Here is a 23,081-nt window from a genome sequence, read left to right as displayed (position 1 = left end):
CCTGTCAGCCAGCGTTCGGATTGGTCGGATCGGACGTCGTGGCCTTGATGTCCCTGGGTTTGGCGGTCAGTTGGCGGACGGCCGTGATACCGGCATGGACGGCGATACCCGCGCCGACAAGGCCCGCGGCAGCCAGTCCGATTTCGTCGGCATTGCGTTCGACACCAAAGGCGTTGATTCCGGTCAGCCGGTCATAGAACGATCCCTTGTCCCAGAACGCGTCCTCGGAACAGCCGATACAACCGTGACCCGACTGGATCGGGAACGACACGCCGCCGTTCCACCGTGTCGTCGAGCAGGCGTTATAGGTGGTCGGACCCTTGCAACCCATTTTATAGAGGCAGAACCCCTTGCGCGCGCCGTCGTCGTCCCATTCCTCGACGAACTGCCCGGCGTCGAAATGCGGGCGCCGGTAGCATTTGTCGTGAATGCGCTGGGAATAGAACATCTTCGGCCGTCCCTGGCGGTCGAGATCGGGCAGCCGACCGAACATCGTCACATAGGTGATGACGCCGGTCATCACCTCGGCAATCGGCGGACATCCGGGAACTTTGACAATCGGCTTGTTGCGGATCACCTTGTCGATCGGCACCGCGTGAGTGGGATTCGGCTTAGCCGCCTGGACGCAGCCCCACGAGGCGCAAGTACCCCAGGCGACAACCGCCATCGCATCACTGGCCATCTCAGTCAGCCGTTCGACAAACGGACGGCCACCGTCGATACAGTACATCCCGTCCTCGTTCAGAGGCGGATTACCCTCGACGGCCAGAATATACCGGCCCTTGTACATCTGCCGGGTTTCTTGAAGGATCGCTTCGGCCTGATGACCGGCAGCGGCCATAATGGTGTCGTTGTAGTCGAGAGAGATCATCGACAACACGACATCCTTGGCCAGGGGATGCGCGGAACGGATGAAGCTTTCGGTGCAACATGTGCACTCAAGCCCATGCATCCAGATAATCGGTACGCGAGGTTTTGTTTCGAGCGCCTGAGCCACCGAGGCCGCGCCAGCCGGACCGAGGCCAAGACCGGCCGCCGTCAGACTACAAAATTTAATAAAGCTTCGACGGGTAATTCCCTGACGACGGATCAACTCGTAGAACGTCTCGATCTGAGCGCTCATCGGCCATCTCTCCTCGACGTGTCGTGCCTACCTGTCTTTTTTTATTCTTGGAGCGTGCGTGCGTCTTTGATTTCTTCCAGGACGACAGCCACCCGTCAGAAGGGTAACGCACAAACCGCGCCTATGCAAAGAGGGGAAAGTTCTGTCGAACACGAATTCTTACCGGGTACGCTCCACTGCCGCATCGCAATGATGCGACAAAATAGAGCGTGTCCGGGATATTCTGCATTTTCAATGGGACCGCGCCAAGCCTGCGCTTCGCTCCAATATTCACCCCGTTTCGGCTTGGCCGTGAACGATTATGACGAGGCAACGGCCCGGCGAGCGATCTCCCGCACCAGCCCATGGAAAATGGCGGCATGGATGGGGAGCAGCGCATTCCAGTAGGTGATGCCCAACGACCCGGCAGGATGGAAATAGGCCGTCACCGTAATCAAAACCCGGCCGGGTCCGGCGGGACTGATCTCGAAATCGAGCGTTGCCGATCCCGGAAGACGCATCTCGGCCAGTAACGTCAGACGCTTGAGGGGCTGAACGGAGATCACCCGCCAGAAATCGATCACGTCGCCGACCACGACCGTATCGGACGAAGGACGCCCCCGGCGCATCCCGACTCCGCCCAACAGGCCATCCAACATCCCCCGCGCCTGCCAAAGAGAATCGAGAAAGTAATATCCGTTATCGCCACCGATCCGGGTGATCTGGGCCCAGACCTCTTCTGGAGACGCCGTTGCTGTTGCCTCGGCACGATAGAACTTGGCGTAATACGCGAAATCGGGGCGGTTCTGTCGATGCCGCATCGACCCCTCGACCCAGCGCGGTGGTTCGCTGGCCGTCCGCTCGGCCTCAAGCGCAGCCTGGGCCGCGTCCCGGTATGCTTTCAGCGAAAGCGGAATCAAGGCGCGGATCGCCGCATCGTCGGCAAGAACGTCGTGTTCCAGTCCGCCGATCAGCGCGCGAGCGATGTTGGCGGGCACCGACGTCACCAAAGCCAGCCAATAAGACGACAGACGCGGCGTCAGAAACGGAACCGGCACAATCACCGGATGGCGGCCCACCAACTCGCCGAACTCACGCATCATGTCCTGATAGGTCAAGATCTCCGGCCCGCCCGCGTCATAGATCTCACCGGCGGACTGGGCGAATTCGGGGATTCTAATCAGGTAGGTTAAAATATCGTCGAGCGCGATCGGCTGCGACCGGGAATGAACCCATTTGGGCGTCACCATCGCGGGCAGATGGAACACCAAATCACGGATCACCTCGAATGCCGCCGATCCGGGACCGATAATAATTCCGGCTCGAATCTCGGTGACCGGAACGGAACCATCCCGCAGCACATCGCCGGTTTCCGAGCGCGACGCCAGATGCGTCGAGCGCCCCCCTTTGGGCTGCAACCCGCCAAGGTAGACGATTCGTCCCACGCCCGCTTTTGCCGCCGCGTCGCGAAATGCGACGGCGGCCCGGCGGTCGATCTCGGGGAAAGTGCTCCCCGCCGCCATCGAATGAACCAGGTAGTAAGCGACGTCGATGCCGGACAATGCCGCCGCCAGACTGTCGGGACGCAAGGCGTCAGCCTGGACACATTCGACTCCGGGCCATTCCCGAGCCTCGATCGCGTCGAGACGGCGGGCGGCGGCACGGACGACGTGACCGGCGGAAAGAAGGGCCGGAACCAGATTAGATCCGACATAGCCCGAGGCACCAAACACCAATGCACGCATCGCCAGGACCCCGTTCAAGAGAGGGACGCCCGGAAAGCATACACCGATTGATAGCTTTAACCTCTTGCCTATTTAACGCATTCGGAAATCAGCCCGTCCGTCCTCCGACCGCATGCCGACCCGCCGCCGGGGGATGGCCGGACGACGATCCCGATGGCCGCGCCGCGCCATGGTGATCGTCCTCGTCCTCGGACGTCCGCACCCGAATGACAAAGCCCTGCAAGGCCCATCCGATCAGGAAGAAGCCAAGGCCAAAGAGCCACGTTCCCGACAACGCGAACACGATCGCTCGCCGCAAGGCCACATCGCCATCGCCGAACAACCCGAACGACCACAGCATCGGGGTAAGGAAAAGACACAGCACACCCCCGGCAAGACCCAGACGAGTCCAGCCGGATGAACGGATGAAGGAAACTCTGTATCCAGACATCAAATCCTCCCCACTGGTCGGTTTTACCCAGCTTGGCGATCATATCCTTCGACAATAACACAGAGACCGACGAAATCAGTTCATATCCCGAAGACTTGATCGCACAATAGGCTGGTTTTCGATAAAGGCCCGCCACGATGACCACACAGACCCTGGCCGATATCGCCGTCGCTTACTGGTCCGACCGCGCCGTACAGGATAATCTTCTGGCCAGCCTCACCGTCGTCGGCGCTCTGCTGCTCGGGCTGGTGGTCGGCTATGAGCGGACGTGGAACGGACGCGCGGCGGGGATGCGGACCTATGGCTTCGTCTGCATGGCCTCGGCGGCGCTGACCGTCGTCGTCGGCCATCCGACCTCGTGGTATGGCGGCGGCGCGGCCAGCGGGCTGGTCGGCGATCCGACCCGCGTGATCCAAGGTGTCGTGACCGGAATCGGCTTCCTGTGCGCCGGAGTCATCATGAAGGATGGCTTCACCATCAGCGGCCTGACCACCGCCGCCTCGATCTGGACGGTGTCGGTGATCGGTGTGATCGTCGGCATCGGCTTTTATGCCACCGCCCTCGTCCTGACCCTTCTCGCGACTTTTGGGATGCTGGCGCTGAGGTGGGTCGAGCGACAATTGCCATCCAATCACGAACTGGCGGTCAAGCTCCGTTGCGCCAAGGGCAGAGCCTTGTCCGAGGTCGAGTTGAACCACCTGATCGTCGAGCACGGCTTTACCCTGATCCCGGAATCCCTATCGATCGAGATCACAGCAGAGTGGACGGAATGGCACTTCCTGGCATTGTCACGACACACGGGAATCCCCTCGATCGACCGCCTTGCCACCACCCTGGCCGCCCTGCCCGGACTTGAAGGATTTCAGATCTCCCACGCCAAAAACTAGCCGAGACGAGACGTCAGGCACCGCGTCCCTTACCCTTGCGCCGCGTCCGTCCCGGCGGAGCCTGAGGCGCACGCGGCGCGCCGCCGCCCGGAACGGGAAGTTCCAGTTCGGCGGCAGCCAGTCGGCGCAGTTCGTCGCGCAAACGGGCGGCCGTTTCGAATTCCAGATCGGCCGCCGCGGCCTTCATCCGCTTTTCCAAATCGGCGCGGATCTGGGCCAGCGACTTGCCGACGGCGTGACCCAACCCGGCATCGCCGGTCGAGACGGTAACGTAATCCTGCTCCGGTACGCTGTGGATCACGTCGGTGATCGATTTGCGGATGCTCTCGGGAGTAATTCCGTTGGCGATATTATAAGCTTGCTGCTTCTCGCGCCGTCGGTTGGTCTCGGAAATCGCGTAATCGAGGCTGGCGGTCATCTTGTCGGCATAGAGGATCACCCGGCCTTCGAGATTCCGGGCGGCGCGGCCGATGGTCTGGACCAAAGAGGTTTTCGACCGCAGGAAGCCCTCCTTGTCGGCGTCGAGAATCGCGACCAGGGCGCATTCCGGGATATCCAACCCCTCGCGCAGCAGATTGATCCCGACCAGCACATCAAACGCCCCCAGGCGCAGATCGCGGATGATCTCGATCCGCTCCAGCGTGTCGATATCGGAATGGAGATAGCGGACCCGCACGCCGTTATCGTGAAGAAATTCGGTCAGATCCTCGGACATCTTCTTGGTCAGCGTGGTAACCAGAATGCGGAAGCCTTTTAAGGCCACCTCGCGGCATTCGCCCAGCAGATCGTCCACCTGATGCTCGACCGGGCGGACGATGCAAACCGGATCGATCAGCCCGGTGGGACGGATCACCTGCTCGACGAACACGCCCCGAGTCCGCTCCATCTCCCACGGGCCGGGAGTCGCCGAGACGTGGATCGTCTGCGGTCGCATCTCCTCCCATTCCTCGAATTTCAGCGGGCGGTTGTCGATGCAGGACGGCAGGCGGAAACCGAATTCAGCCAGCACACTCTTGCGCTGAAAGTCGCCGCGATACATTCCGCCGATCTGCGGCACGGTGACGTGACTTTCATCGACGATCAGCAGGGCGTCGCGGGGCAGGTACTCGAACAGGGTCGGCGGCGGCTCGCCCGGATTGCGGCCGGTAAGATAGCGGGAATAATTCTCGATACTCTTACAGTGGCCGGTGGCCTCCATCATTTCGATGTCGAAGGTCGTGCGCTGCTCCAGCCGCTGCGCCTCCAGCAGCTTTCCCTCCTGGTTGAAGCGCTCCAGCGTCTGCTTCAGCTCGACCTTAATCCCTTTGACCGCCTGGGTAATCGTCGGGCGCGGCGTGACGTAGTGACTGGACGGATAGACCGTCACCTCGGACAAGCCACAGGTCCGCTCGCCGGTCAGGGGATCGAATTCGTGGATGGTCTCGATCTCGTCGCCGAACATCGACAGCCGCCAAGCGCGATCCTCGTAATGAACCGGAAAAATCTCGACCGCATCGCCCCGAACCCGAAAGGTTCCCCGCTCGAAGGCGGCATCGTTGCGGGTGTATTGCAATTCGACCAGACGGCGCAGCAATTCGGTGCGATCAATCGACTCGCCCGCTTTCAGCGTGACCGTCATCCGCGCATACGATTCGACCGCACCGATGCCGTAAATGCATGAGACCGAGGCAACCAGGATCACGTCGCGCCGTTCCAGCAGCGCGCGGGTGGCGGAATGGCGCATCCGGTCGATCTCTTCGTTGATCGCCGAATCCTTCTCGATATACGTGTCGGTACGGGGAATATAGGCTTCGGGTTGATAATAATCGTAATAGGAGACGAAATACTCGACCGCGTTGTTGGGAAAAAAGCCCTTCATCTCGGCATAAAGCTGGGCGGCCAACGTCTTGTTGGGAGCCAGAACCAAGGCCGGGCGACGGGTACGGGCGATCACCTGGGCCATCGTGAACGTCTTGCCCGAGCCGGTCACGCCAAGAAGAACCTGATCGCGCTCGCCCTCGACGACACCCCGCGACAGCGCTTCGATCGCCTGGGGCTGGTCGCCTGCGGGCTGATAGTCGGAAACGATTTCGAACACCGCCTCGCCCTCGGGCAGGGGTGGACGCTCGATGATATCGACGAGGGGACGGATCATGGCGAGACGATAACTCCGCTGGGCTTTACCGAATCTTAAAGGCACTGGGGCGAAAGTGCATGACACCGGTCGCAGGGGAAGAAGAGTCTGCCCCGTCGCCGGTCGAAAGGTCGGACGATGTACGATAAGCTCGACATTTTCAAGGTGACCAAGGCACAGATGGACTGGCTGGCCCAGCGCCAGGAAGTGCTGGCGGAAAATATCGCCAACGCCAACACCCCGCGCTATCTGCCCAAGGATCTGAAGCCGGTGTCGTTTAAAGAAGTGCTAACCGGCACCCAGGCTCCGACCGTCACCGCCGTCGCCACCAATTCGGCACACATCGTGCCGGAGATGGGGATCGATCCATTCAAGTCGGTGACACAGCGTAAAACCTATGAATCCGCCCCGGACGGTAACGCCGTCATCCTGGAAGAGCAGATGGCCAAAATTGGCGAATCCGGCACTTCGTTCAACACCTCTGCCTCGCTGTTCCAGAAATACCAAAAGATGATTATGAATGCACTTGGACAGCGTTAGATCGTAAACCAGGATAAGAGCCATGGACGAACTGAGTAAAAGCACACAGATCGCCATTTCCGGCATGAAGGCACAGTCGCAGCGGCTGCGCGTCATCTCGGAGAACATGGCGAACGCGGATTCCACTGCCCAATCCCCCGAGGGGCAGCCCTATCGCCGCAAGGTCGTCACCTTCAAGAACGAACTCGACCGTTCGACCGGAATCAACAAGGTCAAGGTTGACAAGGTTCAAGGCGATTCGTCCGACTTCCAGCGTCGCTACGATCCCAAACACCCCGCCGCCGACCGCGAGGGGTATGTGTTGACTCCCAACATCAACCCGCTGATCGAAATGATGGACATGCGCGAGGCCCAGCGCAGCTACGAGGCCAACATGAATGTCATCAACACCTCGCGCACCCTGCTGTCGCGCACGGTCGAGATGCTCCGTTAGCGCCGATCACCCTAGGATATCCCGGCCATGACCTCCTCTATCTCCAGCGCCATCTCCGCCTATCGCAACGCCGCCGATCCGCTGGCGGCCCTGGGCGGCAGCACCGAATCCGACTCGGCCAGCGCCGAGACCGGCACCGATTTCGCCAGCGTTCTGAAGGACGCCGCCAAGGTCGCGATCGGCGGAGCCAAGGAAGCGGAGCGCGCCTCGCTGTCGGCGGTTGCCGGCAAGGCCGATATCCGCGAAGTCGTCGCCGCCGTCGCCAACACCGAAATGACTCTGAATACCGTGGTTAATGTCCGCGACAAGGTTATCAACGCCTATACGGAAATCCTGCGCATGCCGATCTGAGGCGTGCTGTCATGACCGAAGCCGAACTGATCGACGTTGCCCGCGAGGCGGTGGTGGTGACCCTTGTGGTCTCCGCCCCCAGCCTGCTGACCGCGTTGGCGGTTGGACTGCTTATTTCGATCTTCCAGACCCTGACCCAGATCCAGGAACAGACCCTGACCTTCGTGCCCAAGCTGATGCTGGTCTTCGCCTCTCTGGTGCTCTTCCTCCCTTTCATCCTGGGGCAGTTGACCGAATTCTGGAAGCACACGATGGACAGGGTGATCTCTGGCGGCGGATGATCCCGCCGTGCTGACGGAACTGCTCCAACTCGACGTCTACCGCTTCTTCCTGATCTTCGCCCGTATCGGCGCGGCGATGTTCATGTTTCCCGGCTTGGGCGGCCCATTGGTCAGCTCACGCATCCGCCTGCTGCTAGCTCTGTCGATTTCGTTTCTGATGTTGCCGACTCTGGGGCCAACCCTGCCCTCGACCCCTCCGACACCCGGCTCAATGCTGGCACTGTTGGGAGGCGAGGTGATGATCGGCGTATTCATCGGCAGCGTGGTGACCTTTGTGATGGGCACACTCAATCTGGCGGGATCGATGATCGGTTATATGACCGGGCTGACCAATGCCTTCTCGTTCGATCCTATTTCCCAGCAGCAAAGCCAGTTGCTAACCGGCTTTCTTAGCAATGTCGGGATGTTGGCGGTGTTTTCGACCGATCTTCATCATCTGATGTTCCGAGCGGTGATCGAATCCTACGACTTATTCCAGCCAGGGCAGACGCTGCCGCTTGGCGACTTTTCCGAAACCCTGTCGCACTTGCTGACCGAGACGTTCCGCATCGGGCTGCAATTTTCGGCACCGTTGATCGTGTTCGGGCTGGTGTTTTATACCGGCCTCGGGCTGCTGTCGCGGCTGGTGCCGCAGATGCAGGTGTTCTTCGTCGCGATGCCGATTCAGATGCTGATCGGCATGGCGGTGTTCATGGCCAGCCTATCGACAGTGATCGCACTGTTCCTGCGGCTGTTCGAGAATACCCTGATCCCCTACCTGCCGCCGGGATGATGCGATGGCCGAAGAGTCCGAGGACAAATCCGAGCAACCAACAGACCGAAAACTCGACAATGCCCGCAAGGAAGGGCAAGTCGCAACGTCGATCGAAGTCCGCACCTGGGCCGGACTGATGGGAACATTGGTGGTGGTGGCTTTGATCTCCTCGCCGCTGTCCCGCGACCTCAACGCCCTGCTGTTGCCGTTCATCGAGCGCCCCCACGCCTTCGACATGAGTCCAAGCGGGATCGGGCGCACCCTGACCGATCTCACCTTCGACACGCTACAGATTCTGCTCATGCCTTTGGCTTTGCTGCTGATCGCCGGTGTCGTTTCGGTGGTGGCGCAAAACGGGCTGATGTTTGTCCCCAAAAGGATCGCGCCCGATTTCAAAAAAATCAGTCCGATAAAGGGTCTCACCAGATTGTTCTCGATGAACAATCTGGTCGAGTTCCTAAAGTCTTTGTTCAAGGTCAGCACGGTAGGAATCGTGGTATTCCTGGTGCTAAGAGGGCGCATGGACGAATATGTCGGATTGGCGGCCGTGGACCTACCGACGATTCTCGATTATCTGCGCAGCCAGATTTTGCACATGCTGATCATTGCGATGCTGCTGGTGACCGTCCTGGCCGCAGCAGACTGGGCCTATCAGCGCTGGACCTTCACGCAGAAAATGAAGATGTCCAAGCAGGAGGTCAAAGACGAGCACAAGCAGACCGAAGGCGACCCGATGATCAAGGGACGCCTGCGCAACCTTCGAATGCAACGGGCCAGATCACGGATGATGGCGGCAGTACCCGATGCCGACGTTGTGGTAACCAACCCGACCCACTTCGCGGTCGCGCTGAAATACGACATGGAAACGATGGGAGCACCCCGGCTGGTAGCGAAGGGCGCCGATCTGATCGCCAAGCGCATCCGCGAGGTGGCCGAGGAGAACGAAATCCCGCTGGTCGAGAACCCGCCACTGGCTCGCGCCCTGTTCGCCACGGTCGATATTGACGAGGAAATACCTCCCGAGCATTACAAAGCGGTCGCCGAGGTGATCGGCTATGTCATGAAACTGAAGGGCCGTCTTGCGCACTGACGATTCCCCCGTACCCGCGTCGTCTCCTCCGCCTGCCGCTGGCCGGTTGGCGCGTTGGTGGTCGCGCCTGACCCGCCGCCGCCCCACTCCCGCCCGGCTTGCCGCCGCTCTGGCCGCCGCTCTGGAGGAGGACGGCCGCGCCGTGCTGGTGGTCGGCGCGGATGGCAAGGAATTGTTCCGTAACCGCGCCGGGCACCGCTTGTTGGGGGGGGCTGCAGATCCTCTGGCGACGCTCAAGAGGCGGGCCGGGGGGGACGAACGAGCCAGCGCCGGGCTGGAACGGTTGGAGGTCGCCGCCCGCCTCGGTGCGCCACGCCGTGCCGAGATCGGGCTACCTCAACCGATGGGCCGACGCGAATGGCTGGCGCTGGAGGTCCGACCGGGCGATAGTCCCGGCGGGCTGATCTGGATCGCCGAAGACGTCAGCGGGCGGCGCGCGATTGTCGAAACGCTGCGGCGCGAGAACGAGCGACTGTCCGACTTCGTAGATTACCTGCCGGTAGGATGCTACTCGGCCGATGCGAACGGAACCGTCCGCTATGTCAATCAGCGGCTGGCCGACTGGCTGGGCCGCACCGACGAGAAGCTGGTCGGCCACTCTCTGGACGATCTTTTGGGTTCCACCCCCAACCCCGAAGAAGAGCGGTCCGACCTCCGCTTCAAGGGGCGCAGCGGGGAAGTGTTCCAGGGGATGATCGCCCATTCGGTGTTCGACGAAGGCGGCGAGATGTTCACCCGGTCGGTAGTGGTGCGCGACCCGTTGCCGGAACAGCATCTGGAGCGGGCGGTACGGGCCGCCGAACGCCGCTTCCGCTGGTTGTTCGACGACGCTCCGGTCGGCATCGCTCTGGTCGATCCCGACGGCACCCTGTCGGGCTGCAATCTGGCGCTTCAGGCAATGCTGGGAATCGACCGCAACGACATGATCGGCCACCCTATCGCCGATCTGATCGCCGAGGAAAGCCGCGCCGGGGCAGTCGATCAATTGGGCCGGGTGATGCAGGGATCGCTGCCCGGCACTCATCTTGACGTCCGGCTGGCGGGAAAGCGGGCCCCGATCGCCCAATTGTTTGTCAGTCCCTCGCACGAGGACAACGACATCAACGGCCTGGTGATCCACTTCATCGATGCGACCGAGCAACGCAATCTTGAGCTTCAATTTGCCCAAAGCCAGAAAATGCAGGCAATGGGACAGCTGGCCGGAGGGGTGGCGCACGATTTCAATAATCTGCTGACGGCGATGATCGGCTTTTGCGATCTGCTGCTGCAACGCCACGGCGTTGGCGACCCCAGCTTCGCCGACATCATGCAGGTCAAACAAAACGCCAACCGCGCCGCCGCACTGGTGCGCCAATTGCTGGCATTCTCCCGCCGTCAGGCGTTGCAACCTCGACGCTTGGCGGTCACCGACGCCCTGGCCGACCTCTCGACGCTGCTGCGCCGCCTGTTGGGCGAAACCATAGAATTGAAGATGATCCACGGCCGCGCCCTGGGATTGATCCGGGTCGATCCCGGCCAGTTCGATCAGGTCATCATCAATCTGGCGGTCAATGCCCGCGACGCGATGCCGGGCGGCGGCACCCTGACCATCCGCACCAACGCGGTTCTGGTCGATCAGCCGGTCCAGCGTGGACCGGAATTGATGCCCCCCGGCGATTACGTCCTGATCGAGATTGCCGACACCGGCACCGGCATCGGCCGCGACACCCTGCCCCGCATCTTCGAACCGTTCTTTTCGACCAAGGAAATCGGGGCGGGAACCGGGCTTGGCCTGTCCACGGTCTATGGCATCGTGCGCCAGACCGATGGCTTCATCTTCGTCAACAGCGAGCCGGGCCAAGGCGCGACGTTCTCGATTTATCTGCCGCGAATCGACGGCGAGCCCGCAGCGGAGAGCGCGGTTGAACCCCGCCGCGTCATCGCCGAGGAATCCCCGTCTCCGACCGACCTGACCGGCAGTGGCACAATTCTGTTGGCCGAGGACGAGGACGCAGTTCGCCTGTTCGGAGCGCGGGCGTTGCGCAACAAGGGCTATACCGTAATCGAGGCTCGCTCGGGCGAACAGGCGGCGGAATTTCTGCGCGGGCCGAATCCGATCGATCTGCTGATCTCGGACGTGGTGATGCCGGGCATGGACGGAGTCACTCTGGCTGGCTTGGCCCGAACCGAGCGCCCCCAAGTGCGGGTGATCTTGATTTCCGGCTATTCCGAGGATGTGGCGCGCGACGGCATCGGCCCAGACGCCGGATTCGCCTTCCTGCCGAAACCGTTCTCGCTGGCCCAATTGGCGGGCGCAGTGAAGCAAGCCCTTACCGATCGCAATACCGAAAGGTAATAATTTCCCAGGCCAGCTGGTTGACGAACGGAGTTAGCGACCACATCATGAGTATGTTCCCTTGCTTCGTCCGTCGGGGAACCGCGGGCTGTCGATAGACAGACACCCCCGTCCCGTGCGGCGAGAGCAAGTGGATAGACTCATGACGAATGATCGCAAGTTGTTCACCGCCGAAATCAAGAAGCTCCAGCAGCGCGGCGACGGCACGGCCTCCCCTCTCTCCGGCGAGGTGATGAAGGCGATCCGAGACCTGAAAGACGACCTGAAAGGACTGGAAGCCCTGATCCGCCACGGAGAGCTTCCGGCCAACGCCGGGCCGCCGCCCGTTGACGAGACGATCCCGCAAAAGGCCGCCGAAGTCTCGATGCTAAAAACGGAATTGCGCGCCCTTGCCGTCTGCATCGAACACACGAAGGCCGAGATTGCGGCGCTGAAGCCCAAGGATGCCGATGAAGACCGACTGATCTCGGTCACCTTCGAACTCGACGCAATCGTTTCCTCGACCGAGCGAGCCACCGAGCAAATCCTGGAAGCGGCGGAACGGATCGAATCGATCGGCCGCGAGATCCAGGCCCACGCCACCGACGCCTATGTCAGCCGTCTGGTCGAGGATGTCAGCGACACCATCAGCACCATCTTCGAGGCCTGCAATTTCCAGGATATTACCGGCCAGCGCATCACTAAGGTCGTCAAAACCCTGAAATATGTCGAAGCCAGAATCAACGCGATGATCGATATTTGGGGGCCGGACAATATCGCCGACGTTTCACCAAAGATATTCGAAGAACATCGTGACGACGATTCGAAACTGTTGAACGGGCCGCAGCTTGAGAACAAGGGCATCAGCCAGGACGAAATCGACAAGCTGTTCGGATAAGAGCGGGAGGGAAACACCCTCACACCTTGCTCCCGCCCACCGTTTTCCGTCTCGCCCGCCCTCTCTGGGAGAAGGGCGTGGCCAGGAACGCCAACAATGTGACTTTTCCTCGTGATCGCCCCGTGACAGCGGCAGCGGCCCGGTTTATGGTGCCGCCCGCGCCAGACGGCTGGACGGTCGCTCTTCGGGCTTTGCCCGGAGGGAGGAAAGTCCGGGCTCCACGGAAACACGGTGCCGGATAACGTCCGGCGGGGGCGACCCCAGGGAAAGTGCCACAGAAAGCAAACCGCCCGTCCCCCGTTCTCGGGCGGCGGGTAAGGGTGAAAGGGTGCGGTAAGAGCGCACCGCGCCCCCGGTAACGGGGGCGGCACGGTAAACCCCACCGGGAGCAAGACCAAATAGGGGCGGCACCCGTCCTTCCTCGGAAGGACGAAGCGCGTTTCCGCGCCGCCGCCCGGGTCGGTCGCGAGAGGCGTCCGGTAACGGGCGTCCCAGAGGAATGGCCGTCCACCCCCGGTACCATGGGAAACCATGCGATGGGGCGGACAGAACCCGGCTTACAGGCCGTCTGGCGCATAGAATTCCGCGTTCTCACCTCTGCGGAAGACCCACAATCCAAACGCCGGCCAACCGGCCCCTCATCAGGCATTCCCCCTACTTTTTATCGACCCGATACCCTACCCAAACCGCCTATCCACAGGCCGGGAAAGGCTAATAATCGGCCTAAATCATGCATTTACAGCAATTTCTTGCAGTACTTTACGAAAAAATTATGCACAACTTGTCATGACACGCGAAGTGAGACCTCATTACTATTTGATTCCATTGACGCCCATGTCATCCCATGATATCCCATCAGTACCCACTCGGCCACACCAGTGGAGTCGTGCGCCGAAACGCTACGGGCAATCAGGGCGAGATCTACGCCCATCTGTTTTCGGGCAATCTCAGGACAAGGCGGACGAGGATGGCTCTGTTCCTCTCCACATTCGTCAATAAAGTCGATCGTAAGGGCCGCGTCTCGGTCCCAGCACCGTTTCGGTCCGCCCTGGCGTCGCTGCCCTTCCAGGGGATTGTAACCTACCGCTCGTTCACCCAGTCCTGCGCCGAGGGCTGCGGCATCGACTTCATGGAACGGCTGTCGGACAGCGCTGAAAGCCTGGACTTGTTCAGCCCGGAGCAGGAGGAACTGAGCGCCCTGATCTTCGCCGATGCTCGCCAGCTCGGCTGGGATGCCGAAGGGCGTATCCTGTTGCCCGAAGATGTAATCGCCCACGCCGGACTGGATGAAACCGCCGCCTTTGTCGGCAAGGGACGAACCTTCCAGATCTGGCGCCCCGAAACCTATCGAGAGATCGAGGCCGATATTCGCGCCCGCGCCCTGAAGAACCGCCCGACCCTGCCGTTGCGCCCCCGCACCGCCCCCGGAGACCAATCGTGAGTGCCGCCCCCCATCTTCCCGTCCTGCTGACCGAAGTAATCGCCGCGATGGAGCCGCACGATGGCGGTCGCTATCTCGACGGAACATTCGGTGCCGGGGGGTATAGCCGGGCGATCCTGACCGCCGCGTCGGGCTGCCGCCTGACCGGGCTGGACCGCGACCCCACCGCCGCCGTGCGAGGACGGGATCTGACGGCCGAATATCCCGACCGGTTTACCTTCCTCGCCGGTCGATTCGGCGAGATGGCTTCGCTGCTGGGCGAGGATGGCTCAGGCGGACTGGACGGCATCGTGCTTGATATCGGAGTGTCGTCGATGCAGATCGACGAGGCCGAACGGGGCTTTTCCTTCTCGAAGGACGGGCCGCTCGACATGCGGATGGAGCGTGCCGGTCCCGACGCCGCCGATATCGTCAACACGACGCCCGAAGCCGATCTGGCCAACATCCTCTATCGCTATGGCGAAGAACGGCTGTCACGTCGGATCGCCCGCGCCATTGTCGAAGCCCGCAAGGTCCAGCCTTTCAGCCGCACCGGGGAACTGGCGACACTGGTGCGCAAGGTGGTACCGCGTCATCCCGACGGCATCGATCCGGCGACCCGCACTTTTCAGGCCCTGCGCATTGCCGTCAATGACGAACTGGGCGAATTGGAGCGTGGGCTGGCCGCCGCCGAAACCCTGCTGGCTCCCGGCGGGCGGCTGGTGGTGGTGACGTTTCACTCGTTGGAAGACCGGATCGTCAAGGACTTCCTGCGCGAGCGTTCGGGCGCGGCGGCCCTGCCGTCGCGCCATCTTCCCCATGGCGGAGTCGGGCCGCGCCCCAGCTTCGCCCTGACCCAACGCCGCGCCGTCCGCCCCGGCGAGGACGAGTTGGACCGCAATCCCCGCGCCCGATCGGCGCGGCTGCGCGCCGCCGTCCGCACCGAAGCGCCAGCATGGCATCAGACCACCGGGAGGGCAGCATGAAACGCGGCATCCTCGGAACCGTCCTGTGGATCGGACTGGCGGCCTGCATCGGCGTCGGATTGTTCTTGATCAAGCATGAAGTCAAGGATCAGGAACGCCGCCTGAACGCGCTGAACACCGAAATCCGCAGCAATCAGGAAAGCGTCCACGTCCTGCGCGCCGAATGGGCCTATCTCAACGATCCGACCCGCCTCCGCGCCCTGGCGGAACGCCATCTCGGCATGCGTCCGGTCCAACCGACGCAGATGGCATCGCTTGATGTCGTGTTGCGCGACGGCTTGCCCGCCCCGGTAACAAAGGTCGCTGACAGCCGGGCCAAGCCCGCCGCCGCCAAGACAGGTCCGACGTTGGTCCGTACCGCCGCCAGCCGTCCGGCCGAACGGCCCGCGCCGCGTCCGATCCCGGCGGCGCCCCCGCCACAGCCTCGTGCCGAGCCGGTTCTGGCCCGCGCCGAGCCGGTCGTCACGGCCCCCCCTCCTCCTCTCCCGGCAAGCCCTTCCCTCACGACGGTACAACCCGCCCGTGGCGGCGGACACTCGATCGTCATCCGCTCGCCAGCCCTAGCTCAGGGCGATCCGGTCATCGACGGGGATACTCGATGAGATTGTTCCCATCGCGCCGCAGGCCCGGCTTTCACGCCGGCGACGATCTCCAGGCCGGGATCGCGGTTCGGCTCGACGGCGTGCGGAGCGAAGCTTTAGAAACAGGGCGGTCGCGTCTCATCGCGACCGCCCTGGCTTTCGTCGCGATATTCGGCGTAATCGTGGTGCGGCTGATCGACGTCTCGGTGCTGGATTACCAGTCGCCCCGCCAAAGCGGACCGGCCAAGGCCCGCACCGACGGTATCGAGATGGAGCGGGCGGACATTACCGACCGCAACGGGATTCTGCTGGCTTCGTCCCTGCCGACGGTTTCGCTGTTCGCCCGTCCTGATGACATTCGCGCCGCCCGCGTCGATGTCGAACAGGCGGCAGCCCGGCTGACCGAAATCCTGCCCGAGCTTGATGTCGCTGAAACCGCGGCGACGCTGTCCTCGTCGCGACAATTCATCTATCTGCGTCGCAACCTGACGCCGCGCCAGCATCAGGACGTCAACGCGCTGGGCATTCCCGGCCTGCAATTCGAAAAAGGCGAAAGCCGGGTCTATCCACACGGCAGCCTGCTCGCCCATGTCGTCGGAATGACCGATATCGACAATAGTGGCATCGCCGGGATCGAAAAGCATTTCGAGCGGACGTTGCGGGAAAGCCGTGAGCCGCTGATGCTGTCGATCGACATCCGGGCCCAGACCATCGTCCGCGACGAACTGGCTCGCGCCGTTGCCGAGTTCAGGGCAATCGGCGCGACCGGAATGGTGATGGATGTCCACACCGGCGAATTGCTGGCCATGGTCAGCCTGCCCGATTTCGACCCCAACGATCCACCGCCAGGAACCGATCCCGCTTTGTTCAACCGCGCCACCAAGGGCGCCTACGAAATGGGTTCGACCTTCAAACTGTTTAACACCGCCGTCGCGTTGGAAAGCGGTCGGATCAATATCAACAGCAGTTTCGATGCGACTAAGCCGCTGGTCTTCGCTGGCCACGTCATCCACGACGATCACGCCCAGAACCGCTGGATGAGCGTCCCGGAAATTCTGATCCATTCCTCGAATATTGGCTCGGCGCGGATGGCGCTTGAGGTCGGCACCGAGACTCAGCGGGCGTTCATGGCCCGTATCGGCATGTTGGCCCCCCCGGCCATCGAACTGCCCGAGGTCGGCGCGCCACTGGTTCCCAATCCCTGGCGGGAAATCAACACGATCACAATCTCTTTCGGTCACGGTCTGTCGGTGACGCCGCTGCAATTGCTGGCCGGAACCGCCGCCCTGGTCAATGGCGGCGAATACCGCAACCCTACCCTGGTCGCCCACGCTCCCGACCAGGAAATCCCCGGTGTCCGGGTCGTCAGGCCCAAGACCTCGGCCCAGATTCGCGACCTGATGCGGATGGTGGTCACCGTGGGAACCGGCAAGAAAGCCGACGTACCCGGTTATGAAGTCGGCGGCAAGACCGGAACCGCCGAAAAGGTCGGCCATGGCGGCTATCGCCGCAAAGCGGTGCTGGCCTCGTTCATCGCCGCCTTTCCGATGGACGATCCCCGCTACGTCGTCCTGGTCATGGTCGATGAGCCCCAGGGGACAAAGGAAACCTTTGGATTCATCGCCGCCGGTTGGACCGCCGCCCCACCGACCGGTCGGATTATCGCCCAGATCGCTCCGCTGCTGGGGCTGATGCCCAAGCCACCCACACCGCCCCAACCGGTCGCTGAACGCAACCGCGACGGGCGTCCTGCCACCGCCACGAGCCAGACGGGAGGGCACGACGTTGCCGCGTTTGACTGACCTGTTGCCCGGCCATTCAGGCCCCGATCCGATCATCACCGGACTAACCGCCGATTCAAGGCAGGTTCGGCCCGGCTTTTTGTTCGCCGCCTTGCCCGGCACCCGCACCGATGGCCGCGCCTTTATCCCCGCCGCTCTGGCCGCCGGAGCCGTGGCGATCCTGGTTCCCGATGGCACCGTCCCCGAGGGAGTGCCCGACTCGGTCGCACTGATCCAGGCCCCCCATCCGCGCCGTCGGCTGGCGCTGCTGGCCACCGCCTTCGCCGGTCCCCAGCCCGAAACGATGGTCGCGGTAACCGGCACCAACGGCAAAACCTCGACCGCCTGGTTCTTCCGTCGGATCATGGGGACGCTGGGCCACCGGGCCGCCACCATCGGCACGTTGGGAGTGATCGCCGAGGGCTGGGACAATCAGGGTGGACTGACCACCCCCGATCCCGTGGCGTTGCACACAATCCTGGCTCAATTGGCCAAGATGGGCATCACCCACGCCAGCCTTGAAGCGTCGAGCCACGGACTCGATCAGGAACGGTTGGACGGAGTGGCGCTGAAAGCCGCCGCCTTCACCAACCTGACCCGCGACCATCTCGACTATCACCACGACATGGAAACCTACGCCGCGGCAAAACGGCGATTGTTTAGCGAACTGCTGCCTGATGACGGCGTTGCGGTCATCGACATGGACTGCGACTGGTCGCCCTATTTCGCCAAGGCTGCCACGGAACACGGCCATCGCCTGATTACCACCGGAGCCGCCGGAAGCGATATCCGCCTGATCGAAGCCCGGCCAACGCCGTCCGGGCAGGATCTGCGCCTGACCCTGTTCGGTCGCGATGTCTCGGTTGCCCTGCCTCTCGCAGGACGGTTCCAGGCCCACAACGCCCTGTCGGCACTGGGGCTGGCGATTGCGATTGGCGAGGATGCCGACCGCGCCCTGGCGGCTTTGCAAAGCCTCGATGGCGTTCCCGGACGGCTGCAACGGGTCGCCGAACGCACGAATGGCGCGACGATCTTTGTCGATTACGCCCATACTCCCGACGCGCTGGAGACCGTATTGCGGGCGTTAAAGCCCCACGCATCCGGGCGATTGGTGGCCCTGTTCGGCTGTGGCGGCAACCGCGATCCGGGCAAGCGCGGCCTGATGGGGTCGATCGCCGGGCGACTGGCCGACGCCGCGATCATCACCGACGACAATCCACGCGGCGAATATCCCGCCGCGATCCGCGCCGCGATCCTGGGCAGTTGCCTGGGCGGCATTGAGATCGGCGACCGCCATGCCGCGATCCGCACCGCAATCGCCGGACTGGGCCAGGGTGACGTGTTGGTAATCGCGGGCAAGGGGCACGAAACCGGCCAGATCGTCGGCGATACCGTGCTGCCGTTCGACGATGCCGCCGAAGCCCGCGCTGCCGTCGCCGCCGCCGATGGGAATACGAACGGCGATACAACACTCTGGACCGCCGCCGAGGCTGCCGCCGCCACCTCCGGCACCCTATCCGGCCGCCCCTGGAATGCTCTGGGCGTTTCAATCGATAGCCGCTCGATCCGCCCCGGCGACCTGTTCGTCGCGCTGGCCGGTCCCAATCACGACGGCCATGACCATGTTGCCGCCGCTCTGGCCGCCGGAGCCGCCTGCGCCATGGTTGCACACCGCCCCGAAGGTGTGGGCGAGGACGCGCCGCTGTTGCTGGTTGCCGATACCACTGCCGCTTTATCGGCATTGGCGCGCGCCGCCCGTGCACGCTCGAAGGCTCGGATCGCCGCAATCACCGGCAGCGTCGGCAAAACCGGAACCAAGGAAATGCTGGGTCTGGCCTTGGCCGAACAGGGACCGACCCACACTACCGCCGGCAATCTCAACAATCATTATGGCGTACCGTTGTCGCTGGCCCGGTTGCCCCGCGATGCCGCTTTTGCCGTGTTCGAACTGGGGATGAATCATCCGGGCGAGTTGACCCCGCTCTCGGCGCTGGTTCGTCCCCATGTCGCGATCATCACCGCCGTGGAGGCGGTCCATCTCGAATTCTTCGCCTCGGTCGAAGAAATCGCCGACGCCAAGGCTGAAATTCTGAGCGGGCTGGAGCCGGATGGGATCGCGGTGCTGCCGCGCGACAACCGCCACTTCCACCGTCTGGCCGGAGCCGCCGCGATCCTGGGACACAAAACCCGATCGTTCGGCAACCATATCGACGCCACCGCCCGCCTGCTCGATTGCGGCATCGATCCCGGTTCGACTGCGGTGTTCGCCCTGGTCGGCGACCGGGCGATGGCATATCGGGTCGGGGTTCCCGGCCAGCATTGGGCGGTCAATTCTCTGGCGGTATTGCTGGCCGTCGAGGCGTTGGGAGCCGACCCGATCCAGGCGGCGCGAGCGCTGGGCGCGATGACCGCCCCCAAAGGACGAGGCCAACGCAAACGGCTGCCGTTCGACGGCGGCAATATCGAACTGATCGATGAAAGCTATAACGCTTCGCCGGTATCGATGGCAGCGGCAATCGCGACCCTGGCCTCGTCACGCCCGGCCAAGGGCGCGCGGCGGATCGCGGTTCTGGGCGACATGCTGGAATTGGGTGAAGACTCGCCGGCTTTGCATGCCGGCCTTGCGGAACCAATCGAGACCTGGGGCATCGATCTGGTGTACACCGCCGGGCCACTGATGAGTCATTTGCATCGTGCGCTCGACGCCTCGCGTCGCGGCGGCCATGCCGATTCGGCGGATGCGGTGGCACCACTGGTTCTTGCGGGCTTGCGCCCCGGCGATGTGGTGATGGTCAAAGGTTCTGCGGGAAGCCGCATGAGCCGTGTCGTTCAAGCTCTGACGGAAAGGGTGCCAGGGCAAGATGCTATATAATTTTTTATATCCCCTGGCAGACCAGATTGCGGTCTTCAATCTGTTCAAGTACATCACGTTTCGCACGGTCTGCGCTACGCTGACCGCGCTGATCGTCTCGTTCATGCTGGCGCCGCGCCTGATCGTCTGGCTGCGCACATGGCAAAAACAGGGCCAGCCGATCCGCGCCGATGGACCGGAAAGTCACCTGTTGACCAAGAAGGGCACGCCGACGATGGGCGGCCTGCTGATCCTGATCGCACTGTCGGTTTCGACGCTGCTGTGGGCCGATCTGCGCTCGCCCAACGTTTGGATCGTGATGCTGGTGACCCTGGGCTATGGCCTGATCGGCTTTCTCGACGATTACCTCAAGATCTCGAAGAAGAACCCGAAGGGTCTCCCCGGTCGCATGAAGCTTTTGGGCGAGATCGCAATCGCTCTAATCGCCGCCTATTGGGTCTTCACCCTTCAGCGCGAACCGTTGGCGGGCGCGCTGGCGGTACCGTTCTTCAAGATGATGCTGGTTCAGTTGTCATGGTTCTATCTTCCCTTCGCCGTGTTCGTGGTGGTGGGGGCCGGTAACGCCGTCAACCTGACCGACGGATTGGACGGACTGGCGATCGTGCCGGTGATGATCGCCGCCGGAGTCTTCGCGGTGATCTCCTATCTGGTCGGCCACGCCGTCTTCTCCAATTACCTGCAAATCCACTACGTCCCCGGTTCGGGCGAACTGGCGGTGTTCTGTGGGGCGCTGGTCGGGGCCGGTCTGGGGTTCCTGTGGTTCAACGCTCCGCCCGCGATGGTGTTCATGGGTGACACCGGATCGCTGGCTCTGGGCGGCGCGCTGGGCGCGGTGGCGCTGGTGACCAAGCACGAACTGGTTCTCGGCATCGTCGGCGGTCTGTTCGTGCTGGAAACGGTTTCGGTGATTGTCCAGGTCACGTCGTACAAGCTGACCGGAAAGCGCGTCTTCCGCATGGCACCGCTGCACCATCATTTCGAAAAGAAGGGCTGGGCCGAGCCAACAGTGGTGATCCGCTTCTGGATCATCGCCACCATCCTGGGGTTGGCCGGACTATCGACGTTGAAGTTGCGATGAGGCGAGGATGATCGGGGTCACCTTCCTGAAGGGTAAGAGCGTCGCGGTGATGGGGCTGGGGAAATCCGGCACCGCCACCGCGCGCGCGCTTTTGGCTGGCGGAGCAATGTTGCGGGCCTGGGACGACGACGCAGCCACCCGGAGCAGCGCCGCCGCCAGCGGCATTCCGGTCGTCGATCCGCTTCAGAACGGCCACGTCGCCGCCGATCTGGTGGTGTGGAGCCCCGGCATCCCCCACACCCACCCCAAGCCGCACCCCCTGGCCCAGGCCGCCCGCGCCGCCGGAATTCCGGTCGTGTGCGACGTCGCCCTGCTGGCCCGCGCTCGCCCCGACGCCCGTTTTGTCGCCGTTAGCGGCACGAATGGTAAATCGACTACTACCACCCTTCTGGCGCATTTGCTGGCTCAGTCCGGACGACCGACCGCCGCCGGAGGCAATCTCGGCACCGCCGCACTGGATCTTGCCGATCTGCCCGAAGGGGGCAGCATCGTTCTGGAACTGTCGTCCTATCAGCTTGAGCTGTCCGATGGACTGGGCCTGAAGGCGGCGGCGCTGCTCAACATCACGCCCGACCATCTTGGCCGACATGGCGGAATGGAAGGCTATATCGCCGCCAAGCGGAAGCTGTTCGATTATCTGGTTCCTGGCGGGACGGCTGTGGTCGCCGTCGATGACGAGCCTTGCCGGGCCATTGCCGACGAACTGGCCGGACGAGGAATGCGAGTGGTGCGGATTTCGGTCCTTGCCGCGCTGGCTCAGGGCGTGTCGGCCCCCGATGGCGTGTTGCTCGACAATGGTGTGCCGGTGGCCGATCTGCGCCGCTTTCCCCGTCTGCCCGGCCGCCATAACTGGCAGAACGTCTGTGCCGCCTATGCCGTCGCACGCGCCGAAGGGGTTTCGCCCGATGCCGCCATCGCCGCGCTGGCAACCTATCCCGGTCTGGCCCATCGTCAGGAACTGGTGGCCGAACTCAACGACGTCGCCTGGATCAACGATTCCAAGGCGACGAACGCCGATGCCACCGAAAAGGCTTTGGTCTGTCACGAATCGATCCACTGGATCGTCGGCGGACGTCCCAAGGAAGGCGGTATCGACGCCCTCGCCCCCTATTTCCCGCGCATCGCTCATGCCTATCTGATCGGCGAATCGACCGAGGCCTTCGTCCGCACCCTTGCGGGCAAGGTTCCCTATACCTGCTGCGGTGAATTGGGTGCCGCGGTCGAACTGGCCTGGCGTCAGGCCAAAGCGGGATCGGTGGTGCTGCTGTCGCCTGCCTGCGCCTCGTGGGATCAGTTCAAATCGTTCGAACATCGCGGCGACGTGTTCCGCGAAATGGTGATGGCCCTGACCGGGGAGAGAGCGACGTGACATCGGCACTCGCCCGCCTCGGATCGGCACCGAAGCGCAGCGATTGGCGCGTTAAG

The 23,081-nt window shown here is 62.8% G+C and carries 20 protein-coding genes and 1 other RNA gene; 17 read left to right on the top strand and 4 right to left on the bottom strand.

Going from position 1 to position 23,081, the window contains the following annotated elements:
* Positions 1-4: 4 nt before the first annotated feature.
* The 3 genes from PHAMO_RS00445 to PHAMO_RS00435 form a co-directional block, all read right to left on the bottom strand.
* Positions 5-1,123 (bottom strand): hydrogenase small subunit, encoded by a 1,119-nt coding sequence (locus tag PHAMO_RS00445; RefSeq protein WP_002725305.1) that lies wholly within the window; start codon positions 1,121-1,123, stop codon positions 5-7.
* A 299-nt stretch (positions 1,124-1,422) separates the two neighbouring features.
* Positions 1,423-2,847, bottom strand: a complete 1,425-nt coding sequence (locus tag PHAMO_RS00440) for an SDR family oxidoreductase (RefSeq protein ID WP_002725304.1) — start codon at positions 2,845-2,847, stop codon at positions 1,423-1,425.
* A gap of 88 nt (positions 2,848-2,935) precedes the next feature.
* Positions 2,936-3,277, bottom strand: a complete 342-nt coding sequence (locus tag PHAMO_RS00435; RefSeq protein WP_002725302.1) for a hypothetical protein — start codon at positions 3,275-3,277, stop codon at positions 2,936-2,938.
* Between the two features lie 137 nt (positions 3,278-3,414).
* Here PHAMO_RS00435 and PHAMO_RS00430 point away from each other — a divergent pair, with 137 nt between their 5' ends.
* Entirely contained in the window at positions 3,415-4,164 is a 750-nt protein-coding gene (locus PHAMO_RS00430) for an MgtC/SapB family protein (protein ID WP_002725299.1), read from the top strand.
* 13 nt (positions 4,165-4,177) lie between these two features.
* Here PHAMO_RS00430 and uvrB read toward each other — a convergent pair whose 3' ends face one another.
* Complete coding sequence (gene uvrB / locus PHAMO_RS00425) at positions 4,178-6,298, bottom strand: excinuclease ABC subunit UvrB (protein WP_002725297.1); 2,121 nt, start codon at positions 6,296-6,298, stop codon at positions 4,178-4,180.
* A 117-nt stretch (positions 6,299-6,415) separates the two neighbouring features.
* On the opposite strand from uvrB, the gene flgB reads away from it, so the two are divergent.
* The 16 genes from flgB (at position 6,416) to murD (ending at position 23,025) form a co-directional block, all read left to right on the top strand.
* Positions 6,416-6,817, top strand: a complete 402-nt coding sequence (flgB, locus tag PHAMO_RS00420; RefSeq protein WP_002725295.1) for a flagellar basal body rod protein FlgB — start codon at positions 6,416-6,418, stop codon at positions 6,815-6,817.
* A 22-nt stretch (positions 6,818-6,839) separates the two neighbouring features.
* Positions 6,840-7,250 carry a flagellar basal body rod protein FlgC gene (gene flgC / locus PHAMO_RS00415; protein WP_002725293.1) on the top strand — a complete coding sequence of 137 codons (411 nt, stop codon included), beginning with the start codon at positions 6,840-6,842 and terminating at the stop codon, positions 7,248-7,250.
* Between the two features lie 27 nt (positions 7,251-7,277).
* Positions 7,278-7,601 (top strand): flagellar hook-basal body complex protein FliE, encoded by a 324-nt coding sequence (locus PHAMO_RS00410; RefSeq protein WP_002725291.1) that lies wholly within the window; start codon positions 7,278-7,280, stop codon positions 7,599-7,601.
* A gap of 11 nt (positions 7,602-7,612) precedes the next feature.
* Positions 7,613-7,882 (top strand): flagellar biosynthesis protein FliQ, encoded by a 270-nt coding sequence (fliQ, locus tag PHAMO_RS00405; RefSeq protein WP_002725288.1) that lies wholly within the window; start codon positions 7,613-7,615, stop codon positions 7,880-7,882.
* Between the two features lie 7 nt (positions 7,883-7,889).
* Complete coding sequence (gene fliR / locus PHAMO_RS00400; RefSeq protein ID WP_002725286.1) at positions 7,890-8,654, top strand: flagellar biosynthetic protein FliR; 765 nt, start codon at positions 7,890-7,892, stop codon at positions 8,652-8,654.
* 4 nt (positions 8,655-8,658) lie between these two features.
* Positions 8,659-9,726 carry a flagellar biosynthesis protein FlhB gene (flhB, locus tag PHAMO_RS00395; RefSeq protein WP_002725284.1) on the top strand — a complete coding sequence of 356 codons (1,068 nt, stop codon included), beginning with the start codon at positions 8,659-8,661 and terminating at the stop codon, positions 9,724-9,726.
* A complete protein-coding gene (locus PHAMO_RS00390; protein ID WP_002725283.1) occupies positions 9,716-12,061 on the top strand; it encodes a hybrid sensor histidine kinase/response regulator in 2,346 nt (781 codons plus the stop codon). The genes flhB and PHAMO_RS00390 overlap by 11 nt, the downstream gene beginning before the upstream one ends.
* 142 nt (positions 12,062-12,203) lie before the next feature.
* On the top strand, positions 12,204-12,938 hold the full coding sequence (locus PHAMO_RS00385) for a protein phosphatase CheZ (RefSeq protein ID WP_002725281.1): 735 nt from the start codon (positions 12,204-12,206) through the stop codon (positions 12,936-12,938).
* Positions 12,939-13,099: 161 nt separating this feature from the next.
* An RNA gene (gene rnpB, locus PHAMO_RS18245) (RNase P RNA component class A) lies at positions 13,100-13,514 on the top strand.
* Between the two features lie 310 nt (positions 13,515-13,824).
* Positions 13,825-14,379 (top strand): division/cell wall cluster transcriptional repressor MraZ, encoded by a 555-nt coding sequence (locus tag PHAMO_RS00380; RefSeq protein ID WP_235720758.1) that lies wholly within the window; start codon positions 13,825-13,827, stop codon positions 14,377-14,379.
* Positions 14,376-15,344 carry a 16S rRNA (cytosine(1402)-N(4))-methyltransferase RsmH gene (gene rsmH, locus PHAMO_RS00375; protein WP_002725275.1) on the top strand — a complete coding sequence of 323 codons (969 nt, stop codon included), beginning with the start codon at positions 14,376-14,378 and terminating at the stop codon, positions 15,342-15,344. Before PHAMO_RS00380 ends, rsmH begins: the two co-directional genes overlap by 4 nt.
* Complete coding sequence (ftsL, locus tag PHAMO_RS00370) at positions 15,341-15,946, top strand: cell division protein FtsL (RefSeq protein WP_040565990.1); 606 nt, start codon at positions 15,341-15,343, stop codon at positions 15,944-15,946. Before rsmH ends, ftsL begins: the two co-directional genes overlap by 4 nt.
* A complete protein-coding gene (locus PHAMO_RS00365) occupies positions 15,943-17,727 on the top strand; it encodes a peptidoglycan D,D-transpeptidase FtsI family protein (RefSeq protein ID WP_002725271.1) in 1,785 nt (594 codons plus the stop codon). The genes ftsL and PHAMO_RS00365 overlap by 4 nt, the downstream gene beginning before the upstream one ends.
* Positions 17,711-20,578 carry a UDP-N-acetylmuramoyl-L-alanyl-D-glutamate--2,6-diaminopimelate ligase gene (locus PHAMO_RS20440; RefSeq protein WP_002725268.1) on the top strand — a complete coding sequence of 956 codons (2,868 nt, stop codon included), beginning with the start codon at positions 17,711-17,713 and terminating at the stop codon, positions 20,576-20,578. Before PHAMO_RS00365 ends, PHAMO_RS20440 begins: the two co-directional genes overlap by 17 nt.
* Entirely contained in the window at positions 20,568-21,656 is a 1,089-nt protein-coding gene (gene mraY / locus PHAMO_RS00355; protein WP_002725267.1) for a phospho-N-acetylmuramoyl-pentapeptide-transferase, read from the top strand. Before PHAMO_RS20440 ends, mraY begins: the two co-directional genes overlap by 11 nt.
* 7 nt (positions 21,657-21,663) lie before the next feature.
* Positions 21,664-23,025, top strand: a complete 1,362-nt coding sequence (gene murD / locus PHAMO_RS00350; RefSeq protein ID WP_002725264.1) for a UDP-N-acetylmuramoyl-L-alanine--D-glutamate ligase — start codon at positions 21,664-21,666, stop codon at positions 23,023-23,025.
* Positions 23,026-23,081: the final 56 nt, after the last annotated feature.

This window comes from Magnetospirillum molischianum DSM 120 (assembly GCF_000294655.1).
In the GTDB taxonomy this organism is placed as follows: domain Bacteria; phylum Pseudomonadota; class Alphaproteobacteria; order Rhodospirillales; family Magnetospirillaceae; genus Phaeospirillum; species Phaeospirillum molischianum.
The sequence above is the reverse complement of the archived record's forward strand: the minus strand, read 5'-3'. Positions and strand labels throughout refer to the sequence as shown.

Coding starts and splice junctions, on each gene's coding strand:
- PHAMO_RS00445 (WP_002725305.1), bottom strand. CDS start 1,123: ATGAGCGCTCAGATCGAGACGTTCTACGAGTTGATCCGTCGTCAGGGA.
- PHAMO_RS00440 (WP_002725304.1), bottom strand. CDS start 2,847: ATGCGTGCATTGGTGTTTGGTGCCTCGGGCTATGTCGGATCTAATCTG.
- PHAMO_RS00435 (WP_002725302.1), bottom strand. CDS start 3,277: ATGTCTGGATACAGAGTTTCCTTCATCCGTTCATCCGGCTGGACTCGT.
- PHAMO_RS00430 (WP_002725299.1), top strand. CDS start 3,415: ATGACCACACAGACCCTGGCCGATATCGCCGTCGCTTACTGGTCCGAC.
- uvrB (WP_002725297.1), bottom strand. CDS start 6,298: ATGATCCGTCCCCTCGTCGATATCATCGAGCGTCCACCCCTGCCCGAG.
- flgB (WP_002725295.1), top strand. CDS start 6,416: ATGTACGATAAGCTCGACATTTTCAAGGTGACCAAGGCACAGATGGAC.
- flgC (WP_002725293.1), top strand. CDS start 6,840: ATGGACGAACTGAGTAAAAGCACACAGATCGCCATTTCCGGCATGAAG.
- PHAMO_RS00410 (WP_002725291.1), top strand. CDS start 7,278: ATGACCTCCTCTATCTCCAGCGCCATCTCCGCCTATCGCAACGCCGCC.
- fliQ (WP_002725288.1), top strand. CDS start 7,613: ATGACCGAAGCCGAACTGATCGACGTTGCCCGCGAGGCGGTGGTGGTG.
- flhB (WP_002725284.1), top strand. CDS start 8,659: ATGGCCGAAGAGTCCGAGGACAAATCCGAGCAACCAACAGACCGAAAA.
- PHAMO_RS00385 (WP_002725281.1), top strand. CDS start 12,204: ATGACGAATGATCGCAAGTTGTTCACCGCCGAAATCAAGAAGCTCCAG.
- ftsL (WP_040565990.1), top strand. CDS start 15,341: ATGAAACGCGGCATCCTCGGAACCGTCCTGTGGATCGGACTGGCGGCC.
- PHAMO_RS00365 (WP_002725271.1), top strand. CDS start 15,943: ATGAGATTGTTCCCATCGCGCCGCAGGCCCGGCTTTCACGCCGGCGAC.
- mraY (WP_002725267.1), top strand. CDS start 20,568: ATGCTATATAATTTTTTATATCCCCTGGCAGACCAGATTGCGGTCTTC.
- murD (WP_002725264.1), top strand. CDS start 21,664: ATGATCGGGGTCACCTTCCTGAAGGGTAAGAGCGTCGCGGTGATGGGG.